29 protein-coding genes and 1 pseudogene are annotated in these 26,217 nt (G+C 40.0%); 15 read left to right on the plus strand and 15 right to left on the minus strand.

Translation table 11 applies throughout. From position 1 onward, the window contains the following. Positions 1 to 36 precede the first annotated feature (36 nt). Positions 37 to 663, plus strand: a complete 627-nt coding sequence (locus C2M30_RS18720) for an NAD(P)H-dependent oxidoreductase (RefSeq protein ID WP_105172843.1) — start codon at positions 37 to 39, stop codon at positions 661 to 663. Here the strand turns inward: C2M30_RS18720 and C2M30_RS18725 are convergent. The 3 genes from C2M30_RS18725 to C2M30_RS18735 form a co-directional block, all read right to left on the minus strand. Next, the gene (locus C2M30_RS18725) at positions 657 to 1,541 is read right to left on the minus strand and encodes a dTDP-4-dehydrorhamnose reductase family protein (RefSeq protein WP_105172844.1); all 885 of its coding nucleotides are present in this window, start codon (positions 1,539 to 1,541) and stop codon (positions 657 to 659) included. The genes C2M30_RS18720 and C2M30_RS18725 overlap by 7 nt on opposite strands. Before the next feature lie 100 nt (positions 1,542 to 1,641). Continuing rightward, the gene (locus C2M30_RS18730; RefSeq protein ID WP_105172845.1) at positions 1,642 to 2,742 is read right to left on the minus strand and encodes a DUF481 domain-containing protein; all 1,101 of its coding nucleotides are present in this window, start codon (positions 2,740 to 2,742) and stop codon (positions 1,642 to 1,644) included. 74 nt (positions 2,743 to 2,816) lie between these two features. Next, positions 2,817 to 3,284 (minus strand): GNAT family N-acetyltransferase, encoded by a 468-nt coding sequence (locus tag C2M30_RS18735; RefSeq protein ID WP_105172846.1) that lies wholly within the window; start codon positions 3,282 to 3,284, stop codon positions 2,817 to 2,819. A 161-nt stretch (positions 3,285 to 3,445) separates the two neighbouring features. On the opposite strand from C2M30_RS18735, the gene efpL reads away from it, so the two are divergent. The 3 genes from efpL to C2M30_RS18750 all read left to right on the plus strand — a co-directional run bounded on the left by efpL (position 3,446) and on the right by C2M30_RS18750 (position 6,106). Continuing rightward, positions 3,446 to 4,015, plus strand: coding sequence for an elongation factor P-like protein EfpL (gene efpL, locus C2M30_RS18740; RefSeq protein ID WP_100915255.1), 570 nt, complete (start codon positions 3,446 to 3,448; stop codon positions 4,013 to 4,015). A gap of 225 nt (positions 4,016 to 4,240) precedes the next feature. Then, the gene (locus C2M30_RS18745; RefSeq protein ID WP_105172847.1) at positions 4,241 to 5,407 is read left to right on the plus strand and encodes a nucleotide sugar dehydrogenase; all 1,167 of its coding nucleotides are present in this window, start codon (positions 4,241 to 4,243) and stop codon (positions 5,405 to 5,407) included. Positions 5,408 to 5,509: 102 nt separating this feature from the next. Further along, positions 5,510 to 6,106, plus strand: a complete 597-nt coding sequence (locus tag C2M30_RS18750; RefSeq protein WP_010559099.1) for a thymidine kinase — start codon at positions 5,510 to 5,512, stop codon at positions 6,104 to 6,106. A 77-nt stretch (positions 6,107 to 6,183) separates the two neighbouring features. On the opposite strand, the gene rlmF is transcribed toward C2M30_RS18750, so the two are convergent. Next, positions 6,184 to 7,071, minus strand: coding sequence for a 23S rRNA (adenine(1618)-N(6))-methyltransferase RlmF (gene rlmF / locus C2M30_RS18755; protein WP_105172848.1), 888 nt, complete (start codon positions 7,069 to 7,071; stop codon positions 6,184 to 6,186). Positions 7,072 to 7,195: 124 nt separating this feature from the next. On the opposite strand from rlmF, the gene C2M30_RS18760 reads away from it, so the two are divergent. The 3 genes from C2M30_RS18760 to C2M30_RS18770 all read left to right on the plus strand — a co-directional run bounded on the left by C2M30_RS18760 (position 7,196) and on the right by C2M30_RS18770 (position 10,102). Further along, positions 7,196 to 8,092 carry an alpha/beta fold hydrolase gene (locus C2M30_RS18760; RefSeq protein WP_105172849.1) on the plus strand — a complete coding sequence of 299 codons (897 nt, stop codon included), beginning with the start codon at positions 7,196 to 7,198 and terminating at the stop codon, positions 8,090 to 8,092. A gap of 161 nt (positions 8,093 to 8,253) precedes the next feature. Beyond that, entirely contained in the window at positions 8,254 to 8,610 is a 357-nt protein-coding gene (locus C2M30_RS18765; RefSeq protein WP_054978783.1) for a hypothetical protein, read from the plus strand. Positions 8,611 to 8,740: 130 nt separating this feature from the next. Further along, the gene (locus tag C2M30_RS18770) at positions 8,741 to 10,102 is read left to right on the plus strand and encodes a leucyl aminopeptidase family protein (RefSeq protein WP_105172850.1); all 1,362 of its coding nucleotides are present in this window, start codon (positions 8,741 to 8,743) and stop codon (positions 10,100 to 10,102) included. Between the two features lie 7 nt (positions 10,103 to 10,109). Here the strand turns inward: C2M30_RS18770 and C2M30_RS18775 are convergent, their stop codons facing one another. The 4 genes and pseudogenes from C2M30_RS18775 to C2M30_RS18790 form a co-directional block, all read right to left on the minus strand. Beyond that, positions 10,110 to 10,427, minus strand: coding sequence for a ribbon-helix-helix domain-containing protein (locus C2M30_RS18775; RefSeq protein ID WP_105172851.1), 318 nt, complete (start codon positions 10,425 to 10,427; stop codon positions 10,110 to 10,112). Next, positions 10,414 to 11,078: pseudogene (locus C2M30_RS18780) on the minus strand (AAA family ATPase). Before C2M30_RS18780 ends, C2M30_RS18775 begins: the two are co-directional and overlap by 14 nt. Further along, entirely contained in the window at positions 11,075 to 11,389 is a 315-nt protein-coding gene (locus C2M30_RS18785) for a PilZ domain-containing protein (RefSeq protein WP_157813568.1), read from the minus strand. Before C2M30_RS18785 ends, C2M30_RS18780 begins: the two are co-directional and overlap by 4 nt. A gap of 136 nt (positions 11,390 to 11,525) precedes the next feature. After that, a complete protein-coding gene (locus tag C2M30_RS18790) occupies positions 11,526 to 12,593 on the minus strand; it encodes a ketoacyl-ACP synthase III (protein WP_105172852.1) in 1,068 nt (355 codons plus the stop codon). Between the two features lie 85 nt (positions 12,594 to 12,678). Between C2M30_RS18790 and C2M30_RS18795 the strand changes: the two genes are divergently transcribed. The 5 genes from C2M30_RS18795 (at position 12,679) to C2M30_RS18815 (ending at position 16,111) form a co-directional block, all read left to right on the plus strand. Further along, the gene (locus C2M30_RS18795; RefSeq protein WP_105172853.1) at positions 12,679 to 13,929 is read left to right on the plus strand and encodes an ATP-binding protein; all 1,251 of its coding nucleotides are present in this window, start codon (positions 12,679 to 12,681) and stop codon (positions 13,927 to 13,929) included. Next, the gene (locus tag C2M30_RS18800) at positions 13,926 to 14,462 is read left to right on the plus strand and encodes a response regulator transcription factor (protein ID WP_105172854.1); all 537 of its coding nucleotides are present in this window, start codon (positions 13,926 to 13,928) and stop codon (positions 14,460 to 14,462) included. Before C2M30_RS18795 ends, C2M30_RS18800 begins: the two co-directional genes overlap by 4 nt. Continuing rightward, positions 14,455 to 14,706, plus strand: coding sequence for a hypothetical protein (locus C2M30_RS18805; protein ID WP_105172855.1), 252 nt, complete (start codon positions 14,455 to 14,457; stop codon positions 14,704 to 14,706). The genes C2M30_RS18800 and C2M30_RS18805 overlap by 8 nt, the downstream gene beginning before the upstream one ends. A gap of 167 nt (positions 14,707 to 14,873) precedes the next feature. Continuing rightward, entirely contained in the window at positions 14,874 to 15,134 is a 261-nt protein-coding gene (locus C2M30_RS18810) for a CBU_0592 family membrane protein (RefSeq protein ID WP_054978850.1), read from the plus strand. Positions 15,135 to 15,154: 20 nt separating this feature from the next. Next, complete coding sequence (locus C2M30_RS18815) at positions 15,155 to 16,111, plus strand: hypothetical protein (RefSeq protein ID WP_158683577.1); 957 nt, start codon at positions 15,155 to 15,157, stop codon at positions 16,109 to 16,111. A 29-nt stretch (positions 16,112 to 16,140) separates the two neighbouring features. On the opposite strand, the gene C2M30_RS18820 is transcribed toward C2M30_RS18815, so the two are convergent. Genes C2M30_RS18820 through C2M30_RS18830 form a run of 3 tightly spaced genes read right to left on the minus strand, consistent with a single transcriptional unit; the run spans position 16,141 to position 19,345 of the window. After that, positions 16,141 to 16,614, minus strand: a complete 474-nt coding sequence (locus C2M30_RS18820) for an FKBP-type peptidyl-prolyl cis-trans isomerase (protein ID WP_105172857.1) — start codon at positions 16,612 to 16,614, stop codon at positions 16,141 to 16,143. A 49-nt stretch (positions 16,615 to 16,663) separates the two neighbouring features. Continuing rightward, the gene (locus C2M30_RS18825; RefSeq protein ID WP_105172858.1) at positions 16,664 to 17,383 is read right to left on the minus strand and encodes a tetratricopeptide repeat protein; all 720 of its coding nucleotides are present in this window, start codon (positions 17,381 to 17,383) and stop codon (positions 16,664 to 16,666) included. Positions 17,384 to 17,395: 12 nt separating this feature from the next. After that, positions 17,396 to 19,345 (minus strand): putative bifunctional diguanylate cyclase/phosphodiesterase, encoded by a 1,950-nt coding sequence (locus tag C2M30_RS18830; RefSeq protein ID WP_105172859.1) that lies wholly within the window; start codon positions 19,343 to 19,345, stop codon positions 17,396 to 17,398. 334 nt (positions 19,346 to 19,679) lie between these two features. On the opposite strand from C2M30_RS18830, the gene cdd reads away from it, so the two are divergent. Next, a complete protein-coding gene (gene cdd / locus C2M30_RS18835) occupies positions 19,680 to 20,507 on the plus strand; it encodes a cytidine deaminase (RefSeq protein WP_105172860.1) in 828 nt (275 codons plus the stop codon). A 35-nt stretch (positions 20,508 to 20,542) separates the two neighbouring features. Here cdd and udp read toward each other — a convergent pair whose 3' ends face one another. Beyond that, on the minus strand, positions 20,543 to 21,295 hold the full coding sequence (udp, locus tag C2M30_RS18840; protein WP_105172861.1) for a uridine phosphorylase: 753 nt from the start codon (positions 21,293 to 21,295) through the stop codon (positions 20,543 to 20,545). A gap of 115 nt (positions 21,296 to 21,410) precedes the next feature. On the opposite strand from udp, the gene C2M30_RS18845 reads away from it, so the two are divergent. Next, positions 21,411 to 22,874 carry a cobyric acid synthase gene (locus C2M30_RS18845; RefSeq protein WP_105172862.1) on the plus strand — a complete coding sequence of 488 codons (1,464 nt, stop codon included), beginning with the start codon at positions 21,411 to 21,413 and terminating at the stop codon, positions 22,872 to 22,874. Between the two features lie 32 nt (positions 22,875 to 22,906). On the opposite strand, the gene C2M30_RS18850 is transcribed toward C2M30_RS18845, so the two are convergent. After that, complete coding sequence (locus tag C2M30_RS18850; RefSeq protein WP_105172863.1) at positions 22,907 to 23,212, minus strand: DUF962 domain-containing protein; 306 nt, start codon at positions 23,210 to 23,212, stop codon at positions 22,907 to 22,909. Between the two features lie 101 nt (positions 23,213 to 23,313). Here C2M30_RS18850 and C2M30_RS18855 point away from each other — a divergent pair, with 101 nt between their 5' ends. Next, positions 23,314 to 23,736, plus strand: coding sequence for a hypothetical protein (locus tag C2M30_RS18855; RefSeq protein ID WP_105172864.1), 423 nt, complete (start codon positions 23,314 to 23,316; stop codon positions 23,734 to 23,736). Positions 23,737 to 24,057: 321 nt separating this feature from the next. On the opposite strand, the gene C2M30_RS18860 is transcribed toward C2M30_RS18855, so the two are convergent. Then, positions 24,058 to 25,074 (minus strand): M48 family metallopeptidase, encoded by a 1,017-nt coding sequence (locus tag C2M30_RS18860; RefSeq protein ID WP_105172865.1) that lies wholly within the window; start codon positions 25,072 to 25,074, stop codon positions 24,058 to 24,060. After that, entirely contained in the window at positions 25,074 to 26,153 is a 1,080-nt protein-coding gene (locus C2M30_RS18865; protein WP_105172866.1) for a YjgN family protein, read from the minus strand. Before C2M30_RS18865 ends, C2M30_RS18860 begins: the two co-directional genes overlap by 1 nt. Positions 26,154 to 26,217: the final 64 nt, after the last annotated feature.

Raw genomic sequence — 26,217 nt, forward strand, 5'->3', positions numbered from 1 at the left:
GTGTATATTGTATCCAAGCTTGGTGTTGGAGTTAATATGAATATAGTGATTGTTAGTGGAAGCGGTCGACCAAATTCAAATAGTTTGGAGTTAGCAAACAAGATAAGCGAACACCTTGTACGATTAGACATTGAATGTGATTTAGTCGATTTAAGCGAAATGACGCGACTACTGCATCATTACGAAGCGAATGATGATGAAGTACTTAACAAGCAAAAAGCGCTACTTCTTGAAAAATTATATTCAAGTGATGGCATTGTGATTGTGGCACCGGAGTGGGGCGGTATGTTACCGCCGGTGCTACATAATTTTTTATTGCTCAGTGCTTATGGCTCTGCTTCTGGCTTTCCGCTCGGTCATAAGCCTGCGTTAGCCATTGGAATATCAACGTCAGGCGGTGGGCACAATCCAGTTAGTTTATTAAAAGGCTATAGTGCTAAAAATTCACACTTGGTTTGGTTGCCATTCCACGTGATCATTAACAATGTCGATGAGTTTATTGTGAGTTTTACTGAAAAAAATAACGCGCTTTGCAGCAGGCAAAAAAGCATATTTTCGCGTTTAGAAGTTTGCTTACAAGCGCTAGTAATCTATGCAAAACAGCTCGCCCCAATTCGACATGAGCTCACTCAGCTTTCGATTAAACACCCATTTGGTCAATGAGTTAATAAGGGCTGTATACACGCAATAAATGCTTGTTCAAATGTTCTGCCATGACAGATATTGAGTTGTTTTAGTCGACTATCTTGCAGTGCACAGTTATGCGGCCTGCTTGCAACTTGACTTGGCTCGTTTATTGGCGAAAGTGTTGTTTCATCGATTTCAAGTTGCTTTGCTACTATACATGCTATTTGATACTTGGTGTATGCTTGATTATCTGAAACGTGGAATATGCCGCCAATGTTTATGTTGGTTACTTGGCATAAATCAACAAGCGTTAAGGCAATGTCGTCAACATGGGTGGGATAACGAATCGCCCAATTGTCATGTGCATGGTTTGATCGTTGTTTAACTTGGTGTGCGATAACCGTTAGTGCTGACTCACTCAAGGTTTCAACTTGCCCATAAAGCACAGGCACACGAATAACGGTATGTGTTTTACACGTGTTTAAAACTATTTGCTCCCCCTGTGCTTTAGTTTCACCATAAAAATTAAGCGGGTTTAGCGTATCAGTTTCAGTGTATGGCGGCGTTTTTCCGTCAAATACGTAGTCAGTACTGATAAAAAAGAATTGTGCGTTTAAACGAGCCGCTTCGTGAGATAGATGCTCGGTTACTGAAAGGTTAAGGGCTTTGGTATGGGCGTGGTTATTTTCGCATACATCTGGTTTTCGCTCAGCTGCCGCGTGAATAATAATATCGGGTTTAGTTTCATCAAGAAATTGCGTTACCGTTAGATGCTGCGTTAAATCTAACTTAACAATTGGGCTTTGTGCACGACTAAATCCTGTGCCGATTACGTCAAAGCCGTTTTCATTAAATATACGCATCAGCGCTCTACCAAGTAGGCCAGTTGCACCTGTTATCAATACTTTTTTCATGAATTTCCTAACACTCTTTTGGGGCAACTAGTGTAAAACAAAGCGCAGTTTAACCCCATTTTTTAAGCAAAACTTAATGTATTATTTTGTTAAAAGGCGGTTAAAATTCGTAACCTAGGCTTACAACAAACCGATAATCGTTTTTATCTGGGGTCGATGTGTCGGTCGGTTTCGGATTTTCGATACGATCTAAATAGAATGTGAGGTCTAAATCAAAGTCGCCAATCAGATCTACTTCAAAGCCAGCTTTAAGGCGATGAATATATTCACCAGCTTCTTCACTTACAATTTTAACTTGGTAATCTGCGTCAAATTCAATGTCTTTGGTTATATCCCACTGAACGGCGGTACCTAAGTTTAATACACCGGATGTTTCTTTGTCGTCTTCGCCGGCTTCAACGGTAATGTAACGAGTAGATTGATAGCTAGGACCTGCACTTATTTCCCAAACAAAATTACCGGTATCAAGCACCTCATAACCAACACCAAAACCCAATGTATGACGGTTATCTATGTTGCCGAGTTCATCAGCGAAATATTCATAATCGGCGACGCGAATAAAGGTTTTGGGAGAGAAAAACCAATCGAAACTAGTTGAGAGCCTTTGGTCGTTAGTGGTTTGTTCTTTTTTACCGGTATCTTGACTTACTCTTTCGCTAAAATTACTAACAAACTCGCCAGATAAGCGCGTTGTTGCGGTACGCCTTTGTGCTTCACCGCTTAATGTGTAGTCAGATTGCTCGGAATTACCTCGGCGAAAGTTAGTGCCAAAGTTAATTTCGCCGTCCCAATAATCACGTTCGTTACCATTTGCAGAAGCGATTGATAAAAGATTATTTACTGCAATTTGTTGCTTTTCCTGACCATTGGTTAGCGTTAGAAGTTTGTTTTGAATTACTAGCTTGCCAGTTAACACCGTGCCATCGTTTAAACGAATACTTTGCTTGCCTTTAGTATAAAGCTCAGCAACATCATCGATATCGATTGTTTGTATGCCGAATTCATCTGAATCAAATTCGATGTCTTCATCATACAGGGTAATTAAGTCGCCTTTTAACCACTCACCTGAGGCGGTTTTAAGCCAATCATACTTTTGCTTAAAGTCGCCGCTTTTTGGTTTCCAAACAGGGGTTTGATTTGCTGACGAGACAATCGGGAATAAAAGCGATGTGGTTAATAATAAAAGCGAAATAGATTTCATAAAAACATCCTGTTAACTATTATCCATATTATAAGTGCATATTTATTGTGTAGTGGTCAATCATCAACACGCAGTTAGCTTGCAGCCGATAAAGGTAATTCCATAAAAACACTGAGCGGGTTATCACGATAACGACCAAAGCATTCGCAACGTTCAAAACCAAGGCTTTCGTAAAGGTTAATGGATTCGGTTTGCTTACTACCGGTTTCCAAACGTAGTAATGGGATCTGCGCTTGGCCGGCCCAGTACATTAAGTTTTGCATAATACGACGAGATAAGCCTTTACCACGGTGTGTTGGTTTAACATAAACACGCTTAATTTCGCCATACAGGCTTGATTCAAATTTCTTTACAATCGCACCGCAGGCGATAATGCCTTCATCTGTTAACAAACCAATCGCATGTACATTAGGTTGGTTTAATTCAGATAAAGGTAAGGATTGGTCACTTGCAATTGGGTAGAGTGAATTCATAAGGCGGTCTATTTCAGCAAATAGACTAATTACATGTGGGTCGTTGGCATCTAACGAAACTAACTGCATAGTGTCCTCTAACAACTTTATTATTGTGCTTTAGATACGTTGGGGCAAATAATTAAAAATCAAGTTAACAAAAAATACAAGTTTGATTTTCATCATTATGTATTTACTAACAGAGCATATTTTTGTAGGGTCTGCATAAATTGACACAATGAGAATTAGAAATGCCTAAAGCAAGTGAAATTAAAAAGCATGCAGCCATTGAATACAACGGTCGAGTGATGATTGTACGTGATATCGAACGTTCAGTTCCTCAAGGGCGTGCAGGCGGCAGTTTATACCGCATGCGTATGTATGATGTCGTAAATGGCGGTAAAGTTGATGAAACGTTTAAAGCAGACGAAATGTTAAACTTCGCTGATTTAAATCGTCGCCCAGCGGTGTTTTCGTACGTTGATGGTGAAGAATATGTGTTTATGGATGAAGAAGATTACACACCATACAACTTAAACAAAGAGTCAATTGCTGAGCAACTTTTGTTCATCGATGAAAATACCAAAGGTTTATTGGTCGTAGTGGTTGAAGGTAGCCCAGTATCGATTGACTTACCGTCAAGTGTAGAGCTGGTAATTGAAGACACCTCACCTTCAATTAAAGGTGCTTCAGCAAGTGCACGTACAAAACCTGCAACAATGACAACAGGTTTAATCATTCAAGTGCCAGAGCATATTTCAGCCGGTGATAAAGTAAAAATTAACACCTCTGAGCAAAAATTTATGGGTCGCGCTGAATAATTCGGTTTGGTTTTGTAAAAAGGCTTAGCAAATTTGCTAAGCCTTTTTTGTTTATATGGTGGTATGGCAACATAATACGTTAACTATCTTATTGTATTTTAATCGAAACGTGTTTGCGTGATTGACATTTCGTAATTAAAATTAGGGTATTAAATTTTATGCGCAATACACTTCTCAATCTCTATTACTGTGGAAACGACCCGATTTGGGCATTAAAGGATAACAATGAACATTACGATCGCAGGTACTGGCTACGTTGGACTATCAAACGCGGTTTTATTAGCGCAACATAACTCAGTAATCGCTTATGATATTATCGATACAAAAGTTGACCTGATTAATCAAAAAAAATCCCCCATTGCCGATCCTGAAATAGAACATTTCCTTGCAAATAAAAAGTTAGATTTAGTTGCGACAAGCGACAGCAACAAGGCGTTTCAAAACGCAGATTACGTTATTATCGCAACACCTACGGATTATGACGAGGTAACAAATAAATTTAATACATCGTCGGTAGAGGCGGTTATTCATGAAGTTAACAAAGTCAATCCTTCAGCAATAATGGTAATAAAATCAACTGTGCCGGTTGGTTTTACTAAACGCATTAAGCAAAAGTTATGTACTAGCAATATTATATTTTCGCCTGAATTTTTACGTGAAGGTAAAGCGCTATTTGATAATTTACACCCGTCGCGCATTATTGTTGGTGAGAAATCAGAGCGGGCACAAAAATTCGCTGAGTTATTGGCACAGGGCGCGTTGAAAGAGGACATTGATATTCTCTTAACAGGTTCTACAGAAGCTGAGGCGGTTAAACTTTTCTCTAACACTTACTTAGCAATGCGTGTGTCATATTTTAATGAACTTGATACTTACGCTGAAAGTCACGGATTAGATACAAGAGAAATTATTGAGGGCGTAAGTTTAGACCCTCGAATAGGCAACCACTATAACAACCCATCGTTTGGTTATGGCGGTTATTGTTTACCAAAGGACACCAAGCAGCTTCGCGCAAATTTTGAAGATGTGCCAAATACACTGATTAATTCAATCGTTGAATCTAACACTGTACGAAAAGATCATATCGCATTTTCAATTATTAATAAGCAACCAAAAGTAGTCGGTATTCACCGTCTGATTATGAAAAGCGGTTCCGATAATTTCAGAGCGTCTTCGGTACAAGGCATTATGAAGCGCATTAAAGCAAAAGGAATTGAAGTTGTGGTGTATGAGCCTGTGATGCAAGAAGACTCCTTTTTTAACTCACGCGTAATAAAAGACCTTGAAGAGTTTAAACAAATATCGGACGTAATCGTATCAAACCGAATGGAGCCATGTCTTAAGGATGTTGCTGACAAAGTCTATACACGGGACCTCTTCGGTAGCGATTAAGCTTTATATCGTAACGCTTTTAAACTTGGCTTTTATGATTTTGAACTAGCGAAATAACGCTAGTTCAGATAGCATTAGCGTTTTTGCTCTCTCGGATAATTCATGGCTCAGCTGTACTTTTATTACTCTGCAATGAACGCAGGTAAATCAACCACGTTATTACAATCTGCTTTTAACTACAAAGAACGTGGAATGGAGCCATTAATTTATACCGCAGCAATTGATACACGCTATGGTGAAGGTAAAGTAAGTTCGCGTATCGGCTTAGCCGCAGATGCATCTTTGTTCTCGCCTGAATCTAATTTATCCGACGAAATTGCCACGCAGCATGCAGTTAAAAAAGTTGATTGTGTACTTATTGACGAGGCCCAGTTTTTAACTAAAAAACAAGTAGAAGAACTGTGTATTGTTGTTGATAGGCTAAATATTCCAGTCTTGTGTTATGGATTACGTACCGACTTTCTCGGCGAATTATTTGTTGGTGCCCAGTATTTACTGGCGTGGGCAGATAAGCTAATTGAATTAAAAACTGTGTGTCATTGCGGGCGAAAAGCCAATATGGTGCTTCGTACCAATGAACAGGGTGTACCAATTACCCAAGGTGAGCAGGTTGAAATTGGTGGTAACGACCGATATGTGTCAGTGTGCAGAAAGCACTATTTTGAAGGGCTTGAAAATCAGGTAGCAATACCGAATTAGCATTAACTATCTTAAGTTAGTTACCCAAAAGGCTTGTGAATGTATCGCAAGCCTTTTTTTGTTTTACACCAATACGCTTAGGTAGGTGAGTTGTTAAAACGCCAGCACAACACGTGCATTACTTTTTGGCCGTGGGCTAATGGCATTACTTTAACCTCAGATTTAGCAAAGCGTGTTAATTGCGATTTAAGCTTTGGCAAGTTCTCTTTTTTTGATACTAGCGATGTAAACCAACCTACTTGGTCTTGATAGTCAACGCTTTCGTTAATCATTGTCGTAAGAAACGCGATTTCACCGCCTTCACACCACAACTCAGCTTTTTGACCTGAAAAATTAAACCCTTTGTTTTCGTGTGAGAGGTTTTTCCATTTTCGTTGGTTAGCTTTTTCAGCGTGATCTAACGAACTATGAAAGGGCGGGTTGCAGCAGGTGATATCAAAAAAGTCGTTTGCGTTAATCACACCGTGAAATATGTTGTCAGTTGATTTTTGCTGACGCAATTTTACGGGCAGCTTATTAAATTGCGCTAAGTTCTTAGCTTGTTTAATGGAGTTTTCATCAATATCGGTCGCTACTGCTTTCCAACCATAAATCTTGTTGGCTAAAATAGGGTAGATAAGTGATGCGCCCGTACCAATATCGAGTAATTGCGTGTTTTTTCCGGTCGGTACATCACCGTTATTTTGTTCGGCGAGTAAATCTGCGAGCGTGTGAATTAAATCAGCGCGGCCAGGTACGGCAGGGCATAAATTTGTTTCTGGAATATCCCATACGAGTAACTGATAATCTACAACCAAAAGCGCTTGGTTAAGTGCCTTTACTGCTTTTGAATCGCTAAAATCAATCGTCGTGTTACCAAATTCATTTTTGATTAAGTATGGTGTAAGTGTCGGGCTAAATTTCGCTAGTTTTGCTAAATCATAACCATTGAGGTGAATATTTCGCGAGTGATGTTTTTTTTCCATCGTTATGGGGCAATTCAAAAGTGTTACATAACGCTGATTTTAACATGCTAGCCTTTGAACGCTTGTATTTATTCATTTTTGTTTTTAGTATCGTTCTGGTACGACCAGCTCAAAGGCAATACTTATGATTACGCAAGCCTCACATTTCGTTCCTTTAAAAAATGGCGACAAAGTTCATTTGCGCCAAATTTACAAAGACCAAAACGGTCCCATTGTCTTTTTTATGCATGGTGCTGTTGAAAATGGCCGCATTTTTTATACCCAATCAAACAAAGGATTAGCGCCGTTTTTAGCAGACGCGGGTTTTTATTGTTTTGTTGCTGACTTGCGTGGCCGCGGGTTAAGTGAACCAAAAATCTCCAAACATAGCAGCACAGGGCAAAGGGATTCCATTGTTGAAGAGATCCCAGCGATGTTGGAATATATTAAAGACTATTCTAAACAGCCTATTGTCTATTTTTGCGCACATTCATGGGGTGGGGTATTACTTAACTCTGTATTGGCACGCTTCCCAACTTACCTAGATGATTTAAAAGCGTGTGTTTATTTTGCTTCTAAACGGACAATATATAACCGTCACCCATCAAAATATATTCAAGCAAATTTAGTGTGGTACTTAATTTCCCCATTGCTAATTAAAAGATATGGCTATTTACCTGCAAAACGCTTTAAGTTTGGCTCGGATGATGAAACTCGTTTGTCACATAAAGAAGGGGTTGAATGGGTTAAGAAAAATCCTTGGGTATGTCCATTTGATCAGTTCGATTACGGTAAAGCACTTGAAGACATTGCACTTCCGCCTGTTTTACATATTGGCGCAGTAAATGACAAAGCGCTAGCACAAAAAATAGATATAGAAGCATTTATCAAAGAGAGCGGAAGCGGTGAACAAGTACTAAATATGTATGGTAAACGCTACAACCATAAAATTGATTATGACCATATAAATATTCTCACGTCGCCGTTTGCTAAAAAAGAAACTTACCTAGATACATTAAATTGGTTTAATCGATTTGAATAAGCCAAATAAAGGCATCGGAGCAGTCTAAAACGGAGAGACAATTAAAAGCAGTCTACTCGCCGTACTCAAGGTGAGTTCCGCTTATTCCTGATTTTTCAATACAAACAACTTTTTACAGATTTCGCTTATACCTTTTCTGATTGTTGTGCGAAAATGTAATTATGCGTACGATGAAATATTTCCATAAAGCCCCTGTTCGGGTGCTTAAAATCAAACAGCAACGAAGTCGCTTGAAAGTGCGCCGTCAGATGCTGCAAGTTAAGCATGCGCTTGCACAAGAAAAGCAAGAAACCATCGATATGCTGATCACCTACCGCAACTACACCCAAGGCAAAGCAAATAAGGCAGAATTAAAACAAGCAAATCAACAGTTTCTTGATGTACTTAAAGGCGTAGGTTTAGGTATTTTTGCAATTTTACCGTTTGCGCCTATTACCATTCCATTAATTGTAAAACTCGGAAAACTTGTTGGTGTTGAAGTATTGCCCAGTGCTTTTAACAAAACTGATAATAAATAATCTTTAACATTGCCTTTATTGCGCCGATATAACAGGCGCTATCCTATTAAATTCTATCGCGAATGTAAGACAACACGAACCATAGTTTGTTATGCTATAGCCAAAGTGTGTAAATTATAAAGGCCAAAATATGACGCAAGCCCTAGTTAATAAATCTGAGGGGATCCCGCTTAGCATTAAATCAAGTTCAGAATTTGACGCGTGGCAAGAAAAACAATCTGACGTAATTAAAAACTGGCTTAAATCACTAAGCTTTGAAGGCCGTGGTGTGTTGTTAGTGCCAAATTTTGAAAGTGGCACATTAAGCGAAGCCGTGTTCTTTTGTAACGATACTAACGAACTTTGGTCATGTGGCGACCTCGCTTCGCAGTTACCAGCGGGTACTTATTTACTCAATAATGATGCAAACACAAACAAGTTGGTAGCAACCAGCTTTGCGTTAGGTGCTTATGACTTCACACCCTACAAAGAATCTAAACCAGTAAGCGTAAAACTCGCTATTGCTGATAAAGCCTTGTTTGATGAAGTTACAACGTATGTAAAAGGTGTTTCAATTGTTCGCGACCTTGTGAACATGCCTGCAGGTGACATGATGCCACAACACCTTGCAGAAATAATGTCTGATATGGCTGATGAGTTTTCCGGCGAGTTTTCTCAAATCGTTGGCGATGAATTATTAGAGCAAAATTACCCAACAATTCACGCAGTAGGCCGAGCAAGTGCAAACAAACCACGTTTACTTGATTTACGTTGGGGTGATAAAAATGCGCCGAAAGTAACCTTAGTGGGTAAAGGCGTGTGTTTCGATTCAGGCGGGTTAGACTTAAAACCAGCATCAGGCATGCGTTTAATGAAAAAAGACATGGGTGGCGCTGCACACGTACTTGGTTTAGCGCATATGATTATGGCGTTTAACTTACCAATTAATTTACGTGTGATGATCCCTGCGGTTGAAAATGCAGTGTCGGATAATGCATTACGTCCGGGCGATGTTATTAAAACACGTAAAGGCATTACCGTTGAAATTGACAATACCGATGCAGAAGGGCGCTTAGTGTTATGTGATGCACTCGCTGAAGCGGTAACAGAAAAGCCAGATACGCTCATTGACTTTGCAACGCTTACCGGTGCATGCCGTATTGCCCTTGGCACAGAGTTACCGGGCTTTTTCAGTGATGATAAATCACTTGTTGAGGGGCTAGAATTAGCTGCAGATGACGTACAAGATCCGGTATGGCATTTACCACTACATAAAGCCTACAAAGATTTGTTAAACAGCACGGTTGCAGATATGACAAACTGCGCGTCAGGCCCATTTGGTGGTGCGATCACCGCTGCACTTTACTTACAAGAATTTGTTGAACAAGATATTTCATGGGTGCATTTTGATGTAATGGCGTGGAATATCCGTAAGTTACCTGGCCGACCTGTTGGTGGTGAGGCATTTGGTGTACGTGCGGTTCTGAAGTATTTACAAAATAAATATAGCTAACGCGAGATTACTTGGCGCCGATATGATCTAACAGTGAATCAATCGTTAGATCATCACCTTCGGCAAGTTCTGCAATTAATAAGCGCAGAATATAAGATTTAGATAACCCTGATTGCTTTGATAGCGCATCGAGCTGTTTAATGTGATCAGGAGAAAGGGTGAAAGTAGCATTTTTGTACTTTCGCCCTTTTTTTATGTGGCGTGATTTATCAAGGGTTGCGTCTTTACCTTGTGCATAAAGGTTTGCTTGCTCAATAAATTCATCAACCGAAATCTTTTTCTTTCGGTTGTTACCATGTCCTTTTTTTAAATCAATTAAACTCATGACCGTGAACCACTTCCATCGTTAGTAACTCATCAACAATGGCTTTAATTTCGAGCGCAGCTTTACCATCAGGTTCAATTTCAATCACAGATTTACCGTTTTCTTCGCTGTCATCGTAGATGTTTCTGCTGTGGGTTATTGAATTAAGTACCGGTATACCATATGACGCACACACTTCTTTCGCTTCTAAAATACGCGACGCCTGATTAGGCAACGAAGGGCACTGGGTAATAACAAACGCGGCTTAAGTTTTGGGTTAACCATTTTGCAGGTTGTAAGTATATCTTCCATATGGGGAACTGTTTTTAAATCCCTGCGCTTTGGCCTGAGTGGAATAAGTGTGTGATCAGCAACCGACATCGCAGCGCGTAGCGCTAAGTTATCTTGCCCACCACAATCGACGATAACATAATCATAGTGGTTTTCAAGACTTAGCAGGTCATTGCGGATTTTACCGTACAGTTGCACACAATTAATCAGTGGCAATTGTGGATTCGTATTACGAGCTTGTATCCAATCTGATGAAGTTCGCTGTGGATCACAATCTACAATCAAAACGGTATAATTTTGTAGGGTAAGGTATACAGCTACATTTTGCGCAAGACAGCTTTTACCGCTACCGCCTTTTTCACCGCCAACAAGAATAATCATTTATCCTCTCCTTGTTCGACAAATACCATAGCTACATCATACCAATCGTGAACTTCGCTCTCGCGTAACACTGTTGCATAAAAATGATTCGAAGCACCCAATTTATCGCGAAACGTGACTTTAATTGGTTGATTTGTAATGATAGGTCGGTCGATATTTACTTTTAATCCACCGTTCGAAACATCAATGCACATTGCTTGGCGTTTTATTATTTTGCCATCTTCGCATTGCCACTCTAATCCAATGAGTTCTTTTTCCATGTCGAGCCGTAATGAGCGTCTTTTTTCAATGTTGGAAGTTTGCTCATGCATAGTAATACCCTTTAAACAATCGCTAAATTGCACTCCATTACACTTGGTATGGCGCATATATCACTATTTAAAGCGTAGTGTTAAAAGGGAATTTTGCAAATAAGAAAGCCCGCATAAACACGGGCTTAAAGAAAGGTTATTGGCAGTGTTTTACCGCATCGGCTATTAGTTCTAGCCCGCTTTTGTCGCAAGGGGTTAAACTATGACTTGCTGGAATAATCGGCGTTACGCGCTCACCCCATTGAATAAAACTTGCAGCCCATGTTAGACCTGCACCAAATGCGGCAGAAATTACGCGGCTGTTTTCTTTAATCAGGCCATTTTCAACAGCTTCACAAATCGCAATAGGAATGGTTGCTGCAGAGGTATTGCCGTATTTATCAATATTTACCATTACTGCGTCATCGGGTAAATTAACTTTAGATTGAATTGCTTGAATAATACGTAGGTTCGCTTGGTGAGGAATAAGTACATCAATGTCGGTAATTTCGCTGCCGACTTGCGTTAATACATCATCAACTGCAGTCGTCATACCTTTTACCGCACGCTTAAATATCTCGCGACCTTCGAATAAAAGGTCAGACGGGCCAACTGGCTGATATTTATCGGTGTTGGTACCTGAATTTGTAATGTGTAGAATTTCTCTATCTTCGCTGTCACAACCTGTCTTAGTGCCGAGAAGACCTGTTTTGTCATCGCTCGCCTCAAGCACCACAGCACCGGCACCATCACCAAAAAGTACACCGCTATCACGACGTTGCCAATTAACGTACCAAGTCATACGTTCAGCGCCAATGACAACTGCTTTTTTAATCATGCCTGATTGAATTTGTGCGGTTGCGTTTTGTAATGCGTACAAAAAGCCAGAACATGCCGCATTTACATCACATGCAGCTGCACCCGTTGCATTTAGGTTTTTTTGAACTTCTGATGCCGTGTTTGCAACCATGGTAGACGGAGAGCAGGTTGCTAAAAGTACTAAATCTATTTCGTCTGCGTTTTTGATGCCAGCACAATCAAGTGCATTTTTTGCTGCGATAGTGGCAAGTTCTGCGGTACTTTGATGAGAGATGCGCCTTTCTTTTATTCCTGTACGTGTGGTGATCCATTCATCGTTGGTGTCCATAATTTGGCTTAGATCATCATTTGTCAGTTTTACTGGCGGAATGCATTTTCCCCAACCGGTAATTTTGGCATACTTCATTAGCAACCCTTATTGTGATTTCTTTGTGTGTTGAACTGGTTATACCAGATACAGTGCGTTTTGTCTTTGTTTAAACGAGTTAGTTATGACTTTGCTTGCTAAATTTCTTAGTGCTGAACCGGCGCAGGCTTATCGAAAACCGATCAGCCGATTGTTATTCTTACGAACCGTGTCTATCGCTATTCAGCTCATTAGCGTCATTGTGCTGCATTTTTCGGTTAGCAAAAATGATTACGTTGGTGTACTACTGCTGGTTATTGCGTTTGAAACCTTATTCCATTTAGCAAGTATTGTTTATTTTTCGCGTCTTAATGCGACTAATTTTGCATTGGCACTTCAAATATTGGCTGATATTTCGTTCTTGAGTTTGCTATTACTTTATAGTGGCGGGGCAACCAACGCGTTTGTTTCGTTATTATTACTTCCGCTTATCATCGCTGCGGTGTGTTTGCCGCTTCGCTGGCTTGCTGTGTGCTCGCTTACCGCTGTTAGCTTTTACACATTATTGGTGTTTAATATGCCAAAACACGCGATGCATCATATGGATATGCAAGAGCATTTTCTGGGAATGTGGATTAATTTTGTATTGTCTGCGCTGGTTGTTACCACCACAATTAGTGCATTGGTTAAAGCCAATGCCAATAAAGAACGCCAGATGGCAATACAGCGGGAAGAAACGTTACGCAGTGAACAATTAATGGCTCTGGGTACAGCTGCTGCACAAGTGACACACCATTTGGCAACACCGATTGCCAACCTACAAATGATCTATGAAGATTTACTCGATGAAATCGGCGAAAACAATTCACTTATAAATGAAATGGCGCAGCCACTGACTCAATGTACTGAACAATTGGCTTATTTTCGTGATTACGCAAGCCAAATTAAAGAAAACAAAATTAAGGAAAAATGTGTTAATACGGTGATTAATGAGTTTTATGATGCGTGTTTATTACATTTTCCTGAGCAGCGAATCGTGTTAACGAATTTAGCCTCAACATCAAGTAAAATCAGCTCGGATAGTTTATTACTTTCAGCGCTGATTAACTTAGTGCAAAACGCTGTCGATGCGAATAGACAAAATCAAAGTAATCAAATCGAAATAAATGTCGGCGAAAGTGACGGTCAATTGAATATAGACATTGAAGACACCGGCGCTGGCTTTGATTTAGATCTACTTGATTCACTAGGACACGAAACGATTAAAAGTCAAAAAGGCATGGGCATAGCGCTCTTTTTATCAAACACCACGGTTAACAAATTAGGCGGTAAATTGATTATTGCAAATAATCAAGATGTTGGCGCAAAAGTAAGTGTAAGGTTGCCATTACTATGAAATTATTAATTGTTGAAGATGATAATGCATACGGTCAAACACTTGCCAGGCGTATGACTAAACACGGGTTTAGTGTAGAGCGCGTTACTCATGCTGACGAGGTGCTGATCAAGGCAAGGCAGTACTTGCCAGAATACATTCTTCTTGATATGAAACTTGGTGCTCAAATTAGTCTGCCATTAATTAAACCGTTAAGGGCGTTGTTACCGAATTGCAAAATTGTATTGCTAACAGGCTTTGCCAGCATTGCAACAGCGGTAGAAGCGATACGACTAGGCGCAAATGATTATTTAGCAAAACCTGCTGATACTAAATCCGTTGTTGCTGCCTTAACGGGCGAAAAAGCCGAAATAGCCTTTGATGAAACACCCATATCGAGCGAGCAACTAGAATGGGAACACATTAATCAGGTATTAAAAATTAATAATGGAAACGTATCTGAAACAGCACGACAACTCGGTATGCACCGCAGAACCTTACAGCGTAAACTACAAAAAAAACCGCAACTGACTAAAACAGAACATTATGGCTAAACCGAACAAAAAGTTACCTGAGCGCGTGGTTAAAGTAGTGTGTGCAGGTTGTGGTGCTAAGCTATTTAAGTATCACAAAAATGGTAAAGGCGCGTTAGTTAAGTGTTTTAAAGAGCGCATAGCCGTAAATTACTGTGAAAACGCATGCCACTGCCCAAATTGTCATCAAATGTTTGCCCGTGAGCAGATTATCCGTGGAGCCGCTGCATATAAAATCATTGGTGGTAAGGCCAAAATAGATTAATGCAAATAAGCACTAATAGGGGACATATGTCATGGTAACGACCTACCGGTAAGATAAAATTATTCGGTTTGAGGATTCGCCTCAACTACAAGCTGTTTCATGGATGAAAATCGCCCTCCCCACGGAAAGGGCCAGCAAATTTGGGCGCTAAAGCTTGGAGTTTTCAATTGATCTCAATAATTTTTGATATTATCGGTATGACCGGTACGTTTCTTGTCGTTGGTGCGTTCTTTTTATTACAGTTAGAGAAAGTAAAACCAACGGGTATCGGTTACAACATGATGAATCTGTCTGGTGCAATTTTATTACTTATAAGCCTCTGTTATAATTTTAATTTAGCAAGTTTTGTAATTGAATTGTTTTGGATAGCAGCGTCACTAATTGGCCTTTATAAGTACTTTAAGGCACCAAAAGAGGCGATAAGCTAACGTCCCAATAAGGAGAGGGAGTGTTATTAAATTCTTGTAGTCGATTATCTATTCTGACGTTATTAGTAGTCCCTTTCCTGTCTCAAGCGAGTAACTCCGCCTCCAGAGAAAAGTCCGCAAAACCACCATTAACACTGGAAGTTAAAAAAACGGTTACGGATAGCGCAACGTTTTTACAAAGCCAGCTTAATACCCATATGCAAAATTCTGCGCAGTGGCTTGATCAATTATTGGTAAGTGAAGGTAGCGAAAAAACACGCGCAACAGCTAAGGGCTATGTTTCACTAGGTTTTGCGCCAAGAGCAAGAGACTTATCGGATTTTGATAATCAATTTAAAGTATCACTCGATTTACCTAATTTAGAAAACAAGCTAAGCGTTATTATCGATAATGACGAAGCAGAAGAAGATCGACTTCCTTTTCAAAGTACCTCAGGTCAAGATCAAGATAACCATGTTAACGCAGCATTAAACTGGTATATGTTGCAAAAGCAGCGGTTAAACATTGAGCATAGAATCGGTGTTAGCCGCTCAAATCTTTATGCACAAAGCCGCCTCAAATATCAGCAAAAAATTGAAAAATGGCGCTTTACCGTTTCGCCAAGCATTGAATACTACCTTGAAGATGGGTGGGGAGCGCGTGTTAATACACGACTTGATAGACAAATAGAAAGCGATCAGACTCTAAACGTCGCATTTAACACCCGCTATGTTGAAAGTGAACCGACTAATCGTGTGTCGCTTGGTATTTTCCACAGTCATACTTACAACAATGATCAAGCGGGTGTAACAGGTGTGTGGCTAAAAGATAGTTTCAGCGGAGAGCGAAGCTATTATGCATCTTATCGCTGGCGAACGCGCTTTTTTGAGCATTGGTTATTTTTTGAAGCTGAACCATTTGTTGAATTTAGAGAGCGCTATGATTATGACGATGAACCCGGGATTGCGCTTCGATTAATTGCCTATTACGGCGTGTAGCGCTTTAAGTCTCAGTGTAAATACGTCTATTAGTCTATCGCGATAAGTTCAATTTCAAATACTAATAATGACGCTGGCGGAATTTTTCCAACAGCGCGTTTACCATACGCTAAGTTATAAGGAATAAAGGCTTTTACTTTTTCGCCACACTTCATTTGTTGTAACATTTCCGTCCAGCCTGGGATCACTTGGTTTAATTTAAATGAGAGAGGCGTGTTACGTTCAACCGAAGAATCGAATACCGTACCATCAAGTAATGTACCGTGATAATGGCAGGTCACATTTGACTGCATTGTGGGGTACTCTCCCGAATCACACGGTGTGATCACTTCATATTGCAGGCCTGACGCAGTTTCTACGATTTCGCTACGTTTTTTGTTTTCTGATAAAAACGCTTGTTGTGACTCAATGTTTATCTTAGCTTGTTTAGCATTTTGAACTGAAGATTTAATAATAAGCGCAAGTAACGCACAAATAACGAGGAAAAGTATGAAGTTAAGCACAGGCGGTCCTTAAATTAAGAACCATGCCTGTAATTGTGATAAATTGCAATTAGATACGACGGTCGTCACCGTAGTACTTACCTGCTAGGATTTTTTGATAGAGCTCATTCGCTTTTTCAGATGCTTCTTTTACTTGCGATGGCGACATTTTTCGCTCATCAAGCTTACGACTATGGCTGGCATCTTTATGGCCATTAAATTCAGCGACTGTATTCCAAATAAATGACATTTCAATGCTTTTATCCACACCTTGACCTTCAAAATAAAGTAGTGCGAGATTAAATTGTGCGGCCGCGTAGTTTTGCGCGGCTGCTTTTGTGTACCAATCTTTTGCTGCATAGAAGTCTTGGATAACACCGGTGCCGTTGGCATACATGACACCTAAATTAAATTGCGCTGCAGCCAGACCTTTTTTTGCCGAACTCTCGTAAAGCGAAACGGCTTTTTGTAGGTCTTTTTTAACGCCTTTGCCGTCTTGATATAAGGTTGCAAGTGCAAACATCGCATCGGCTTCACCTAGTTTTACGCCCTTAGCATACAATTCTGCTGCTTTTTTGGGATTACGTGGTAAACCATAACCAAATTCATGCATTTGGCCTAAGTGATACATAGCAGGGCCATAATTATTTTCGACTAAATAATTAAAATGAAATAGCGCCGTTTCAAAGTCTCCTTCATTCGCAGCATCAATGGCTTGTTGTAAATCGGCTTTAACTAAACAACTTGTAAATGCGAGGCAGATCGTGATTATTTTTAATATGTGTTTCATTTTTTGATTTCCCTACTTTACGGAATGAAGTTTATGTCGCGGCATTGGTTCGTTTTCCGGTAGCCATATATTGGTACCTGTTGCCGCGATATGATTTAAATTAGTACGCAATACTTTGGTGCCAACGTTATTTGAAGTTTCTGGTTTTGATACTAAATAGCCTTGCACACATTGGATACCCATTTTTCTTACGAGTTCAAATTGTTCGGCACATTCAACGCCCTCTGCAACCACTTTAAGGTTGAGATCTTTACCCAGCTCACTAATTGAATTAAGTATTTTATTATATTTCGGATTATCATTCGCCTGATCAATGAATAATTTATCAATTTTAATAACATCGACGGGTAATTCAGCGAGAGTGCACAGTGAACTAAAGCCTGTACCAAAGTCATCTATTGCGATGGTAATGCCTTTTTCTCTAAGTTTTTGTAGGCTTTCAGTGGTTTCACGCGACGCTTCAATAAAGCACGACTCAGTGATTTCCAACATCAGTGCTTTTGGCGGTAACCCCGCTTTTTCGATGGTTTCTATTACCCAATCATAGAGTTTACGGTGTTTTAACTGCACGCCTGATATATTGACAGAAATGCGAACCTTCGTCATACCTGCGTTATACCACGCTGACATTTGGCGGCACGCTTCAAATAAAATCCAGTCACCAAGTTCGAGAATTAAATTAGACTCTTCAGCAATAGGGATAAATTCAGTGGGCGTTATGGTCCCCTCGACTGGGTGGTGCCATCTGACTAAACATTCGAAATAATCAATGCTGCAATCATCAACATGCACAATTGGTTGAAATGATAACGAAAAGTTATTACTGCCTAACGCGAGACGCATTTCTTCAAGCAAGTAATGATAGCGTCGCATTTTACTGCCCATTTCAGGCGAGTAAACGCGGAATATACCGCGCCCGTCAGTTTTGGCGCGATACATAGCGACGTCGGCCATTTGTAAAAGGGCAAATGGACTTGAAGCGCTATCCGGATAGATGGCAATGCCAATGCTCGCGCCAATTTTTACCACTTTATTGCCCAATACAAAATCACGTTCAATTTCATGTAATACATTTTGGGCAACGTTAACAGCCAGTGATGGCTCAAGTAAATCACTGATAAATATTGAAAATTCATCACCACCTAAGCGCGATAAATTTTGTTCTATACCATTTATTGGGTGTTGAGATGACAGGTTATGATTTCTTACTATCGTGCGCAAACGCTCTGCAACTTGGATGAGCACTTCATCGCCAAAACTATGGCCAAATGAGTCGTTAACTTGTTTAAACCCGTCGAGGTCAATAAACAGTAATGCTTGTTTTTTTGCTGCTTGCTCAGCATGGTTTAGCTGCTCTTTTAAATGCCCTAAATACGCGTGACGATCAGCAAGTCCTGTCAGTTTATCTTGAAATATACTGGTTTCGGTGTCTTTTTTATAACGTTCAACGGCATCGGTGAGTGAGCTAATAGAATGGTTTAAGCGTGCTAGGTTATTCTCTGTTTCGTACTTTGGTAAATCCAGATTAAATGCGCTAAGCAAGTTATCGGTTTTGTTATTAAGAATCGAAATCGCTTTATTTAGTGACTTTTGCTTTTTAGATGTGATGGCGAACGGCATTAAGATTGCAAAGCCTAATAAAATGAGTAGCGGTAGATTGGAAAATAACAACATGTCACTGAACATTTTACTAAGCGGCACGGCAACTACATGTTTTTCTGTACTTTCGAGCTGCACATACAACTCACCATCACTGCTAATAATGTCAATATAACTAAATAAAGAGGAGAAAATATTGGGCTGATTTGCATCTAGGTCGTTAGGGTTAAGCTCGACCGTATTTACCGGGGAATCCTCATGGTGTGATAATGCAACACCTTGCGTAAGCGACAAGGCTAATACTAAATATATAGCAACAATAAACCCAGTTGTGAATAACGCAACGCGGGAGAGAGTTTTCATCATTTGCACTTTTTAATCCTGCACGGCTTTCGCAAATTCCATACGTTAACATTAAGCAAGTATAGTTTATGAACGCGCCGTTACCAGTTTTTATTTTACCCGCGAACTTTAGCATATATTGAAAAATAAATCTTTATAATCATTGAGTTAGGTCAAAGTATGACAACTTATTTTTCAACTTTGCAGATGCCCCTAACGGCGCAGGCATGATTTAAATTTTTACTTGATATTAACTTAAATAAATCGATTTATTTTTAAAAGCGGACAATTGACCTTAGTATTCCATTTACAATACCAGTAGTGTGAACCGCCATTTTTTGAGTTTTCATTAAATATGCAAGCGAATAATAATTTTGAAACGGTGTTATCGGATTACACCAACAATAAGTCTTACTTAACTCATCAAGAACTCATTTCACTTAAGTCTCAGTTCGATAGCGAGCAATCATTCTATGACGCGTTATTAAAATGGGTGTCTGAATATGCAATTGCACCGGTTTCACAGTTTAAAGTGGCAGCCCTAGCGATTGAAAGCGGTGGTGAAGGGCGCTTATTTTTCGGCGCTAATTTAGAATTTTCCCATCAAGCCTTGAGTCTGGTCGTTCATGCTGAACAAAGTGCTATTCATAACGCATTGTTACACGGGGTTGAAGCAATTAAAAAGCTCGTGATTAATGCTTCACCTTGTGGCTATTGTCGTCAGTTTATTAATGAAATTCAGTTAGACAAACAACCATTAATAAATGTGCACGGTGTTGAGAAAACTATACAGCAATACCTGCCCGACGCTTTTGGCCCAAGTGATTTAGATAACCATACACCATTGTTTAGTCAGTCTTTAACACAGTGTCGCGACTTAAATGCGTATGTTGAACAAAGCTATGCGCCATACTCTGGTAATTTTTCAGCGTGTCAAATTAAGCATGTAGATGGGCACCAATACTTTGGTGTCTACCTTGAAAATGCGGCGTACAGTCCAAGCTTATCGCCTTTGCAAGCAGCGCTCAATCAAGTGCAGTTACATAATAGAGAAACTGGATTACATGGAATAAGCGAAATAGTGATTAAGCAAACAGCAGGTAAAGCAAACCAACAAGGGGTTGCTAATGCGGTTGCGATGAGTCTTGGTAGTAATATTAAGGTAACAATTGAGGAAGTGTAATCACTTCCTCATTTTTATGGTGTAGTATCGCTAAACTATACCAATAATTCAGCGGCTTTTATTACAGCGCTAACCGCTTTCTTTTCAACGATTTGATGGTCAACATCAGGGATCTCACTGCGCGTTCTATTAACCAGCACACCGGCAACACAGGCTGCTTTTAAACCAAGAGCAGAACACATCGTAAATAACGTAGCTGATTCCATTTCGTAGTTCATCACACCGAGTTTTTGCCATTCGTCAAAACTACCTTGGAAGGTTTTTGTCACATAGCCTGAATAGGTGTCGTAACGTTCTTGTCCTGGGTAGAAGGTATCTGATGAAGCCGTTATACCCAAGTGATAGGTTGCACCTAATTCGTCACACGCACTTACCATCGCATTGGTTGCAAAGAAATCGGCAACGGCTGGGTATTGAATTGGTGCAAAATGTTGGCTTGCACCATCTAAACGAACAGATGCATGACTAATTAATAGATCACCTTCGTTAATGTTTGGCTGAATTGCGCCCGTTGTGCCAACGCGCAAAAACGTTTTAATTCCAAGCTGAGCGAGTTCTTCAACTGCGATAGACGTACTTGGCCCGCCGATACCGGTAGAACATACGATTACCGGCTGTTGATTGATATAGGCCAAAAAGACATGATATTCACGTGTTTTTGCAAGTGCGATAGGGTTATCAAGCTCGTTCGCAATGCGTTCTGCGCGTGCTGGATCACCGGGTACGATAGCGAGTTTAGCACCTTCAACTTGTGCTTTATCTAATCCTAAGTGGAATACTTTTTTCATCCTGTATGCTCTAACTTGGCAAATATTAATAACAGTTTGAATTAGCGTGCAAAATTGTAAAGGACAATGGTCCGTTAATTTGTTAGTGTGCTGCAAAAAATGTATAGAGAATTGTATGAAAGCCAAGCATACATTGATGGTTCAAGGCACAACCTCAGACGCTGGGAAAAGTGTGTTGGTTGCGGCACTTTGTCGTATATTAGCCAACCATAATGTCAAAGTAGCGCCGTTTAAGCCGCAAAACATGGCGCTTAATAGCGCGGTTACCGCAGAGGGGGGCGAAATTGGTCGTGCGCAGGCTGTACAAGCTGATGCGGCAAGAATAGAACCTCATGTTGATATGAATCCTGTGTTGTTAAAACCAAATTCTGATATTGGCGCGCAAGTTATTGTGCATGGTAAAGCAATTGGTAATTCAGATGCGGTTGATTATCATCAAATGAAGACGCAATTACTTGGTGCAGTACTCGATTCACATCAACGATTATCACAACAATTTGATGCAGTGATTGTCGAAGGCGCAGGATCGCCTGCTGAGATTAACTTACGCGATCGTGATATTGCTAATATGGGCTTTGCAGAAGCGGCAGATTGTCCGGTAATTATCGTTGCCGATATAGATAAAGGCGGTGTATTCGCACACCTTGTTGGCACATATGAACTGTTATCTGATACAGAAAAAGCCCGAGTAGTTGGATTTGTGATTAATAAATTTAGAGGGGATATAAATTTACTGCTACCGGGCAACCAATGGCTCGAAAAAAAGTTAGGTATTCCGGTACTCGCAACAATTCCATATATACCTGATTTATATATAGAGCCGGAAGATGCACTCGATTTTAATCAAATATTAAGCACAAATAATGCAATTAATATTACGGTAGTGGTTTACCCTCGCATATCAAATCATACGGATTTTGATGTGTTAAGATTGCATCCAAACGTCAATCTAAGATATGCCCGTACGCCAAACGCGGTAGATAAGTGCGACTTGCTTATCTTACCTGGTTCAAAAAGTGTCATGGATGATCTGTCGTTTCTTGTTGATAACCAATGGCAGCAATTTATCGCGCGTCATTTACGCTATGGCGGCAAAGTATTTGCGATTTGTGGTGGTATGCAAATGTTAGGGCAACGACTTTATGATCCTCAACATATTGAGTCTAATAGAGATGAAATGGTTGGCCTAAATTACTTGCCAATTGAAACCACTTTACAAGGCGCTAAAACCTTAAGTAAAACAAAGGCACATTGCTTAACGAGTGGAAGTGCTATTTCAGGCTATGAAATTCATGCAGGTAAAACAATTGAAACCGCAACGGTAAAACGATTGTTTAAACTCGCAAACGGTGAATTCGAAGGCTATGAATCACAAGATGGGCAAATAAAAGCGACGTATTTACACGGTGTACTAGACAACCCACGCTTTTTATCACAACTCCTCGAGTGGGCGGGGTTAACCGGTGCAACTGGATTTGACTATGAAAGTGAAAAAGATAATCAGATAGAGAAACTTGCGACAGAAGTCGAAAAAGTACTGCCTATTGACGTGATAAAACAGTTATTAAGTTTAAATTAAAACGAAAACATCAATACACTCAAGTAATTCATTTACCAAGGAATTCGTTGCAACAGTATGTCGCGAAACATAAGCCAGTCGCATACAAAACTATAAAGAGGGTATTGAAATGTGGCTGGCCTGTTTTTTTCAAATACAAAGTGTCCAATCCAAGCGAACAGATAGCCAACGCCAATACCGGCTAAGATCAACCAGTAGTTTTGGTTTAGCACAGCAAAAAGCAAACAAAATAGGCCAATTAACGAACCGCAAAAATGCAGTCTTCTACACAGAACGTTAGTGTGTTGCGATAAATAAAATGGGTAAAATGCTGCAAGTGAATGGTATTCTTTCGCCATCGCAAAACCTTTGACTTAACGTTTAAGTTGTTTATTGTATAATTTTTAACAGTAAATCAATTTGGGAATGTAATCAATTGCGAAACTGGTACGTAATCGTTTTGTTATTATTTTCTACGCAATTTTGTTATGCGTTAGCTGAGCCACTTTCTGAAAAAGACATGCGCGCCCAAGTAACACAGTTTATTACGCTCAATGATTCAATTGATAAGCAAAGTACAATCGTTCGCTTATCTCAGTTAACAGCAACGCAATTCGAATATTATCAACCAAGTTTCCAAATTCATTTAAACAAAGAGCAGTGGGTGAATGCACTTAATGAACGCATGAAGCAAACGCGCACGCGTAATGTAAAAACTGAGATAATACATATCGAGTTCGCGTTAAATGCAGCATTTGTTAAGCAAAAAAGTACTTGGCAACAACGTGTTAATGGTAAATGGTATGCGCGTTCAAGTGACAATATTGTAAGTTTATTTGAATTCTCTAACGGTAAAATAATTGCCGTTAGAGAATATTGGTAATTAGAACGTGTTGACCTTTGTAGTCGATTTCTACAGCTGTTTGTTTGGCATTTAGACGAAGTAGAGAGATTGTAGTGTAATTATTTACATAAATGAGCGATAAAGGCGTTGTGCTATTACCCTGCAACCCACAGTATAAACGCCAAGCAAGTGCTGTTTACAGTTTCACCCAAAGTGTTTTGTTCTTTGTTGTTGCTTCTTAACGTAGCCCGCAAGGCTACAAAGCAACGCCGCAGCCAAAAAGCTTTGGATTTGAACAGAATTTAGACTATAGAGACCAATACGCTCTCGGTATACCTCTGCACTTTTATGCAGTTGGTATTATTTAAAGCGTTTGGCCTTTTCAATTCGCTCTTTTATAGCAGGGTGCGAGCTTAGGTACTTAAGAAAATCACCTGAGCCGTTTGCATCAAAGCTATCCATGGCATCGGCAAAGGCAGTGGTTGAGTAACCTAATTCAGCTAAATGTTGAAGTGCAAAATCATCCGCCTCACTTTCCATATCCCGTGAAAAGCTAGCTTGCACTAAGGTTGAGCTGGCACCAACAAATAGCTCACCTACGGTTTCGAGATCGCCAAATAACAGCGCAAACACAATGGCATTTGATAAAGACTGCGCGACTAAACGCATACCGTGTTTACCTTCAACATGACCAATTTCATGCAAAATAATAGCCATTAACATGCTATCTAACTTGTTTTCATCATATTCGCGTAATTGCGTAATAAGAGCGTCGGTTACGATTACAGTACCGTCAGGTAGCGCAAGTGCGTTAGCACCAAAGTACGCACTTTGGTAAGTAAATATTTGATAGCGCTGTTTGTCTAAATGCAAAGCCGTTGTGGCATTTGAAAATAGCTGTTCGATATGTTGTTGTGTGGCTTCATCAAGTTCAGATGGCTCAAGAAACGCCTTCTCTAAAATCGTAAAACTTTGCTCGCCCATGTAGTTCGGCACACTTGGTGGCAACCAATCAACACTTTTGCTGGCAAGCGCAGGCATAGCAACCATAATAAGCCAATAAATGAGTAGCGGCGCTAAAATGATACTGGCAAACACACTGATTTTATGACTTTCTAACGTGCTAAGCAGTGAACCTGTTTGGCGTTGAACACGCCAAGATTTGTCATTGGGAATAAACATGTCGCCATTTTCAAAGCGAACTTCGGTTGCGACCCCGGGAATTGCATCACTCAACGAAATTGAGCTTAAATTATGGGCTCCATATTCAACACCGTCTTGAATGATACTGATATGAGATTCTGTTACTACCAGCTTAACAGCACACGAACGTGTGCTGCCAGCGTGATAGAGTTTACCATCGACTATTTGACTCATCAGGTGATGGCGATATCTAAGTCGAATACTTCTGCGATTTCTTCGCCAATAGCGGATTGATCACTGGTCATATCATCAATTACGTTATCTGCGTTTTCATGGATTTCTACAAACGTACCGTTTGCCAAATAACGTGCTGCACGAATTTTTGCCCACGGGTAAGCTAAGCCAAGTGACAAACCAATCGCGATTAAGTTAAAGAATACTAAACGTGCAAATTGCATCTCAGTAATCGTTGACTCAAATTTAGCAACGTCTTTGATTTCGCTGTTAGCAAAGTTGTGTGCGCGAATACGTGCTTGATAAATACCGGTAATAAGCGCAAACATACCGACATACAACAGCGCCGTAATTGGCGCAATTACAAATGCAGCAGCACTCATGCCAGCTGAATCTAAATTAGCCATATCAACAGTCGCACCAAAAATAGCGGCGCCGATACCGATAACAATTGCAAAACCAAACATGGCACCAATTGACACTACAACCACTAACAATGCGGCAACATAGTAATCGGTTGTAGACAGTGTTGCCTCAACCTTGCGATCACCATAAGTAATGTTGTTTAAAATATAGGAATTAATTTTCTTCATCACCCAAGGCACTAACAGGTATAAGGTAAACACCGATAAAATTGGGAAAATAATGAAAACAAGAAACGCTTCGCCATAGCTGCCGTTAAAACCAAAACGTACATTTCGATAGCTTGTCATGCGGTGTTGGAATCGCATACTGCGGTTAATAACCCAAGGCATTAAAAATAGTGCGATTAGCATAATAAATAAGCCAAGAATTGGAACAAATTGAACGCTACCAACGTATATAGCAAATAATACGACGGCAATAATGCGGCCAATTAAAATTTGGATCGGATTAGCAAGATAGGTAAATTGGTGTCCATCGACACTGGTATTACTGTAAAAGTAGCGATGTGTTCTGACTTTAGCCCAAGCAGAATAAATGCCGAGGGTGAGTACAGTAAGCACTATATTAACTATCCAGATTGAAAAAAATTGGCCAGTTTGACCTGCGAATTGAACTTGCGAACGGCGAGTTTGCGGCGCTGTGTTTAGTTCCATTAAACGTTTCCTGATTGTATGTAATTGTTAAGCGAACGCATTATAAATCATTTAGTTACAAATT

This window comes from Pseudoalteromonas sp. T1lg24, from assembly GCF_002964745.1.
Lineage (GTDB): Bacteria > Pseudomonadota > Gammaproteobacteria > Enterobacterales > Alteromonadaceae > Pseudoalteromonas > Pseudoalteromonas spongiae.

Bases quoted from the DNA above. Each gene is read 5' to 3' on its own strand.
- C2M30_RS18750 (WP_010559099.1), top strand. From the start codon at position 5,510: ATGGCTCAGCTGTACTTTTATTACTCTGCAATGAACGCAGGTAAATCA.
- C2M30_RS18775 (WP_105172851.1), bottom strand. From the start codon at position 10,427: ATGAGTTTAATTGATTTAAAAAAAGGACATGGTAACAACCGAAAGAAA.
- C2M30_RS18805 (WP_105172855.1), top strand. From the start codon at position 14,455: ATGGCTAAACCGAACAAAAAGTTACCTGAGCGCGTGGTTAAAGTAGTG.
- C2M30_RS18825 (WP_105172858.1), bottom strand. From the start codon at position 17,383: ATGAAACACATATTAAAAATAATCACGATCTGCCTCGCATTTACAAGT.
- C2M30_RS18860 (WP_105172865.1), bottom strand. From the start codon at position 25,074: ATGAGTCAAATAGTCGATGGTAAACTCTATCACGCTGGCAGCACACGT.
- C2M30_RS18830 (WP_105172859.1), bottom strand. From the start codon at position 19,345: ATGAAAACTCTCTCCCGCGTTGCGTTATTCACAACTGGGTTTATTGTT.
- C2M30_RS18865 (WP_105172866.1), bottom strand. From the start codon at position 26,153: ATGGAACTAAACACAGCGCCGCAAACTCGCCGTTCGCAAGTTCAATTC.
- C2M30_RS18730 (WP_105172845.1), bottom strand. From the start codon at position 2,742: ATGAAATCTATTTCGCTTTTATTATTAACCACATCGCTTTTATTCCCG.
- C2M30_RS18760 (WP_105172849.1), top strand. From the start codon at position 7,196: ATGATTACGCAAGCCTCACATTTCGTTCCTTTAAAAAATGGCGACAAA.
- C2M30_RS18725 (WP_105172844.1), bottom strand. From the start codon at position 1,541: ATGAAAAAAGTATTGATAACAGGTGCAACTGGCCTACTTGGTAGAGCG.
- C2M30_RS18795 (WP_105172853.1), top strand. From the start codon at position 12,679: ATGACTTTGCTTGCTAAATTTCTTAGTGCTGAACCGGCGCAGGCTTAT.
- efpL (WP_100915255.1), top strand. From the start codon at position 3,446: ATGCCTAAAGCAAGTGAAATTAAAAAGCATGCAGCCATTGAATACAAC.
- C2M30_RS18770 (WP_105172850.1), top strand. From the start codon at position 8,741: ATGACGCAAGCCCTAGTTAATAAATCTGAGGGGATCCCGCTTAGCATT.
- C2M30_RS18845 (WP_105172862.1), top strand. From the start codon at position 21,411: ATGAAAGCCAAGCATACATTGATGGTTCAAGGCACAACCTCAGACGCT.
- cdd (WP_105172860.1), top strand. From the start codon at position 19,680: ATGCAAGCGAATAATAATTTTGAAACGGTGTTATCGGATTACACCAAC.
- C2M30_RS18800 (WP_105172854.1), top strand. From the start codon at position 13,926: ATGAAATTATTAATTGTTGAAGATGATAATGCATACGGTCAAACACTT.
- rlmF (WP_105172848.1), bottom strand. From the start codon at position 7,071: ATGGAAAAAAAACATCACTCGCGAAATATTCACCTCAATGGTTATGAT.
- udp (WP_105172861.1), bottom strand. From the start codon at position 21,295: ATGAAAAAAGTATTCCACTTAGGATTAGATAAAGCACAAGTTGAAGGT.
- C2M30_RS18790 (WP_105172852.1), bottom strand. From the start codon at position 12,593: ATGAAGTATGCCAAAATTACCGGTTGGGGAAAATGCATTCCGCCAGTA.
- C2M30_RS18735 (WP_105172846.1), bottom strand. From the start codon at position 3,284: ATGCAGTTAGTTTCGTTAGATGCCAACGACCCACATGTAATTAGTCTA.
- C2M30_RS18765 (WP_054978783.1), top strand. From the start codon at position 8,254: ATGCGTACGATGAAATATTTCCATAAAGCCCCTGTTCGGGTGCTTAAA.
- C2M30_RS18850 (WP_105172863.1), bottom strand. From the start codon at position 23,212: ATGGCGAAAGAATACCATTCACTTGCAGCATTTTACCCATTTTATTTA.
- C2M30_RS18745 (WP_105172847.1), top strand. From the start codon at position 4,241: ATGAACATTACGATCGCAGGTACTGGCTACGTTGGACTATCAAACGCG.
- C2M30_RS18720 (WP_105172843.1), top strand. From the start codon at position 37: ATGAATATAGTGATTGTTAGTGGAAGCGGTCGACCAAATTCAAATAGT.
- C2M30_RS18785 (WP_157813568.1), bottom strand. From the start codon at position 11,389: ATGCATGAGCAAACTTCCAACATTGAAAAAAGACGCTCATTACGGCTC.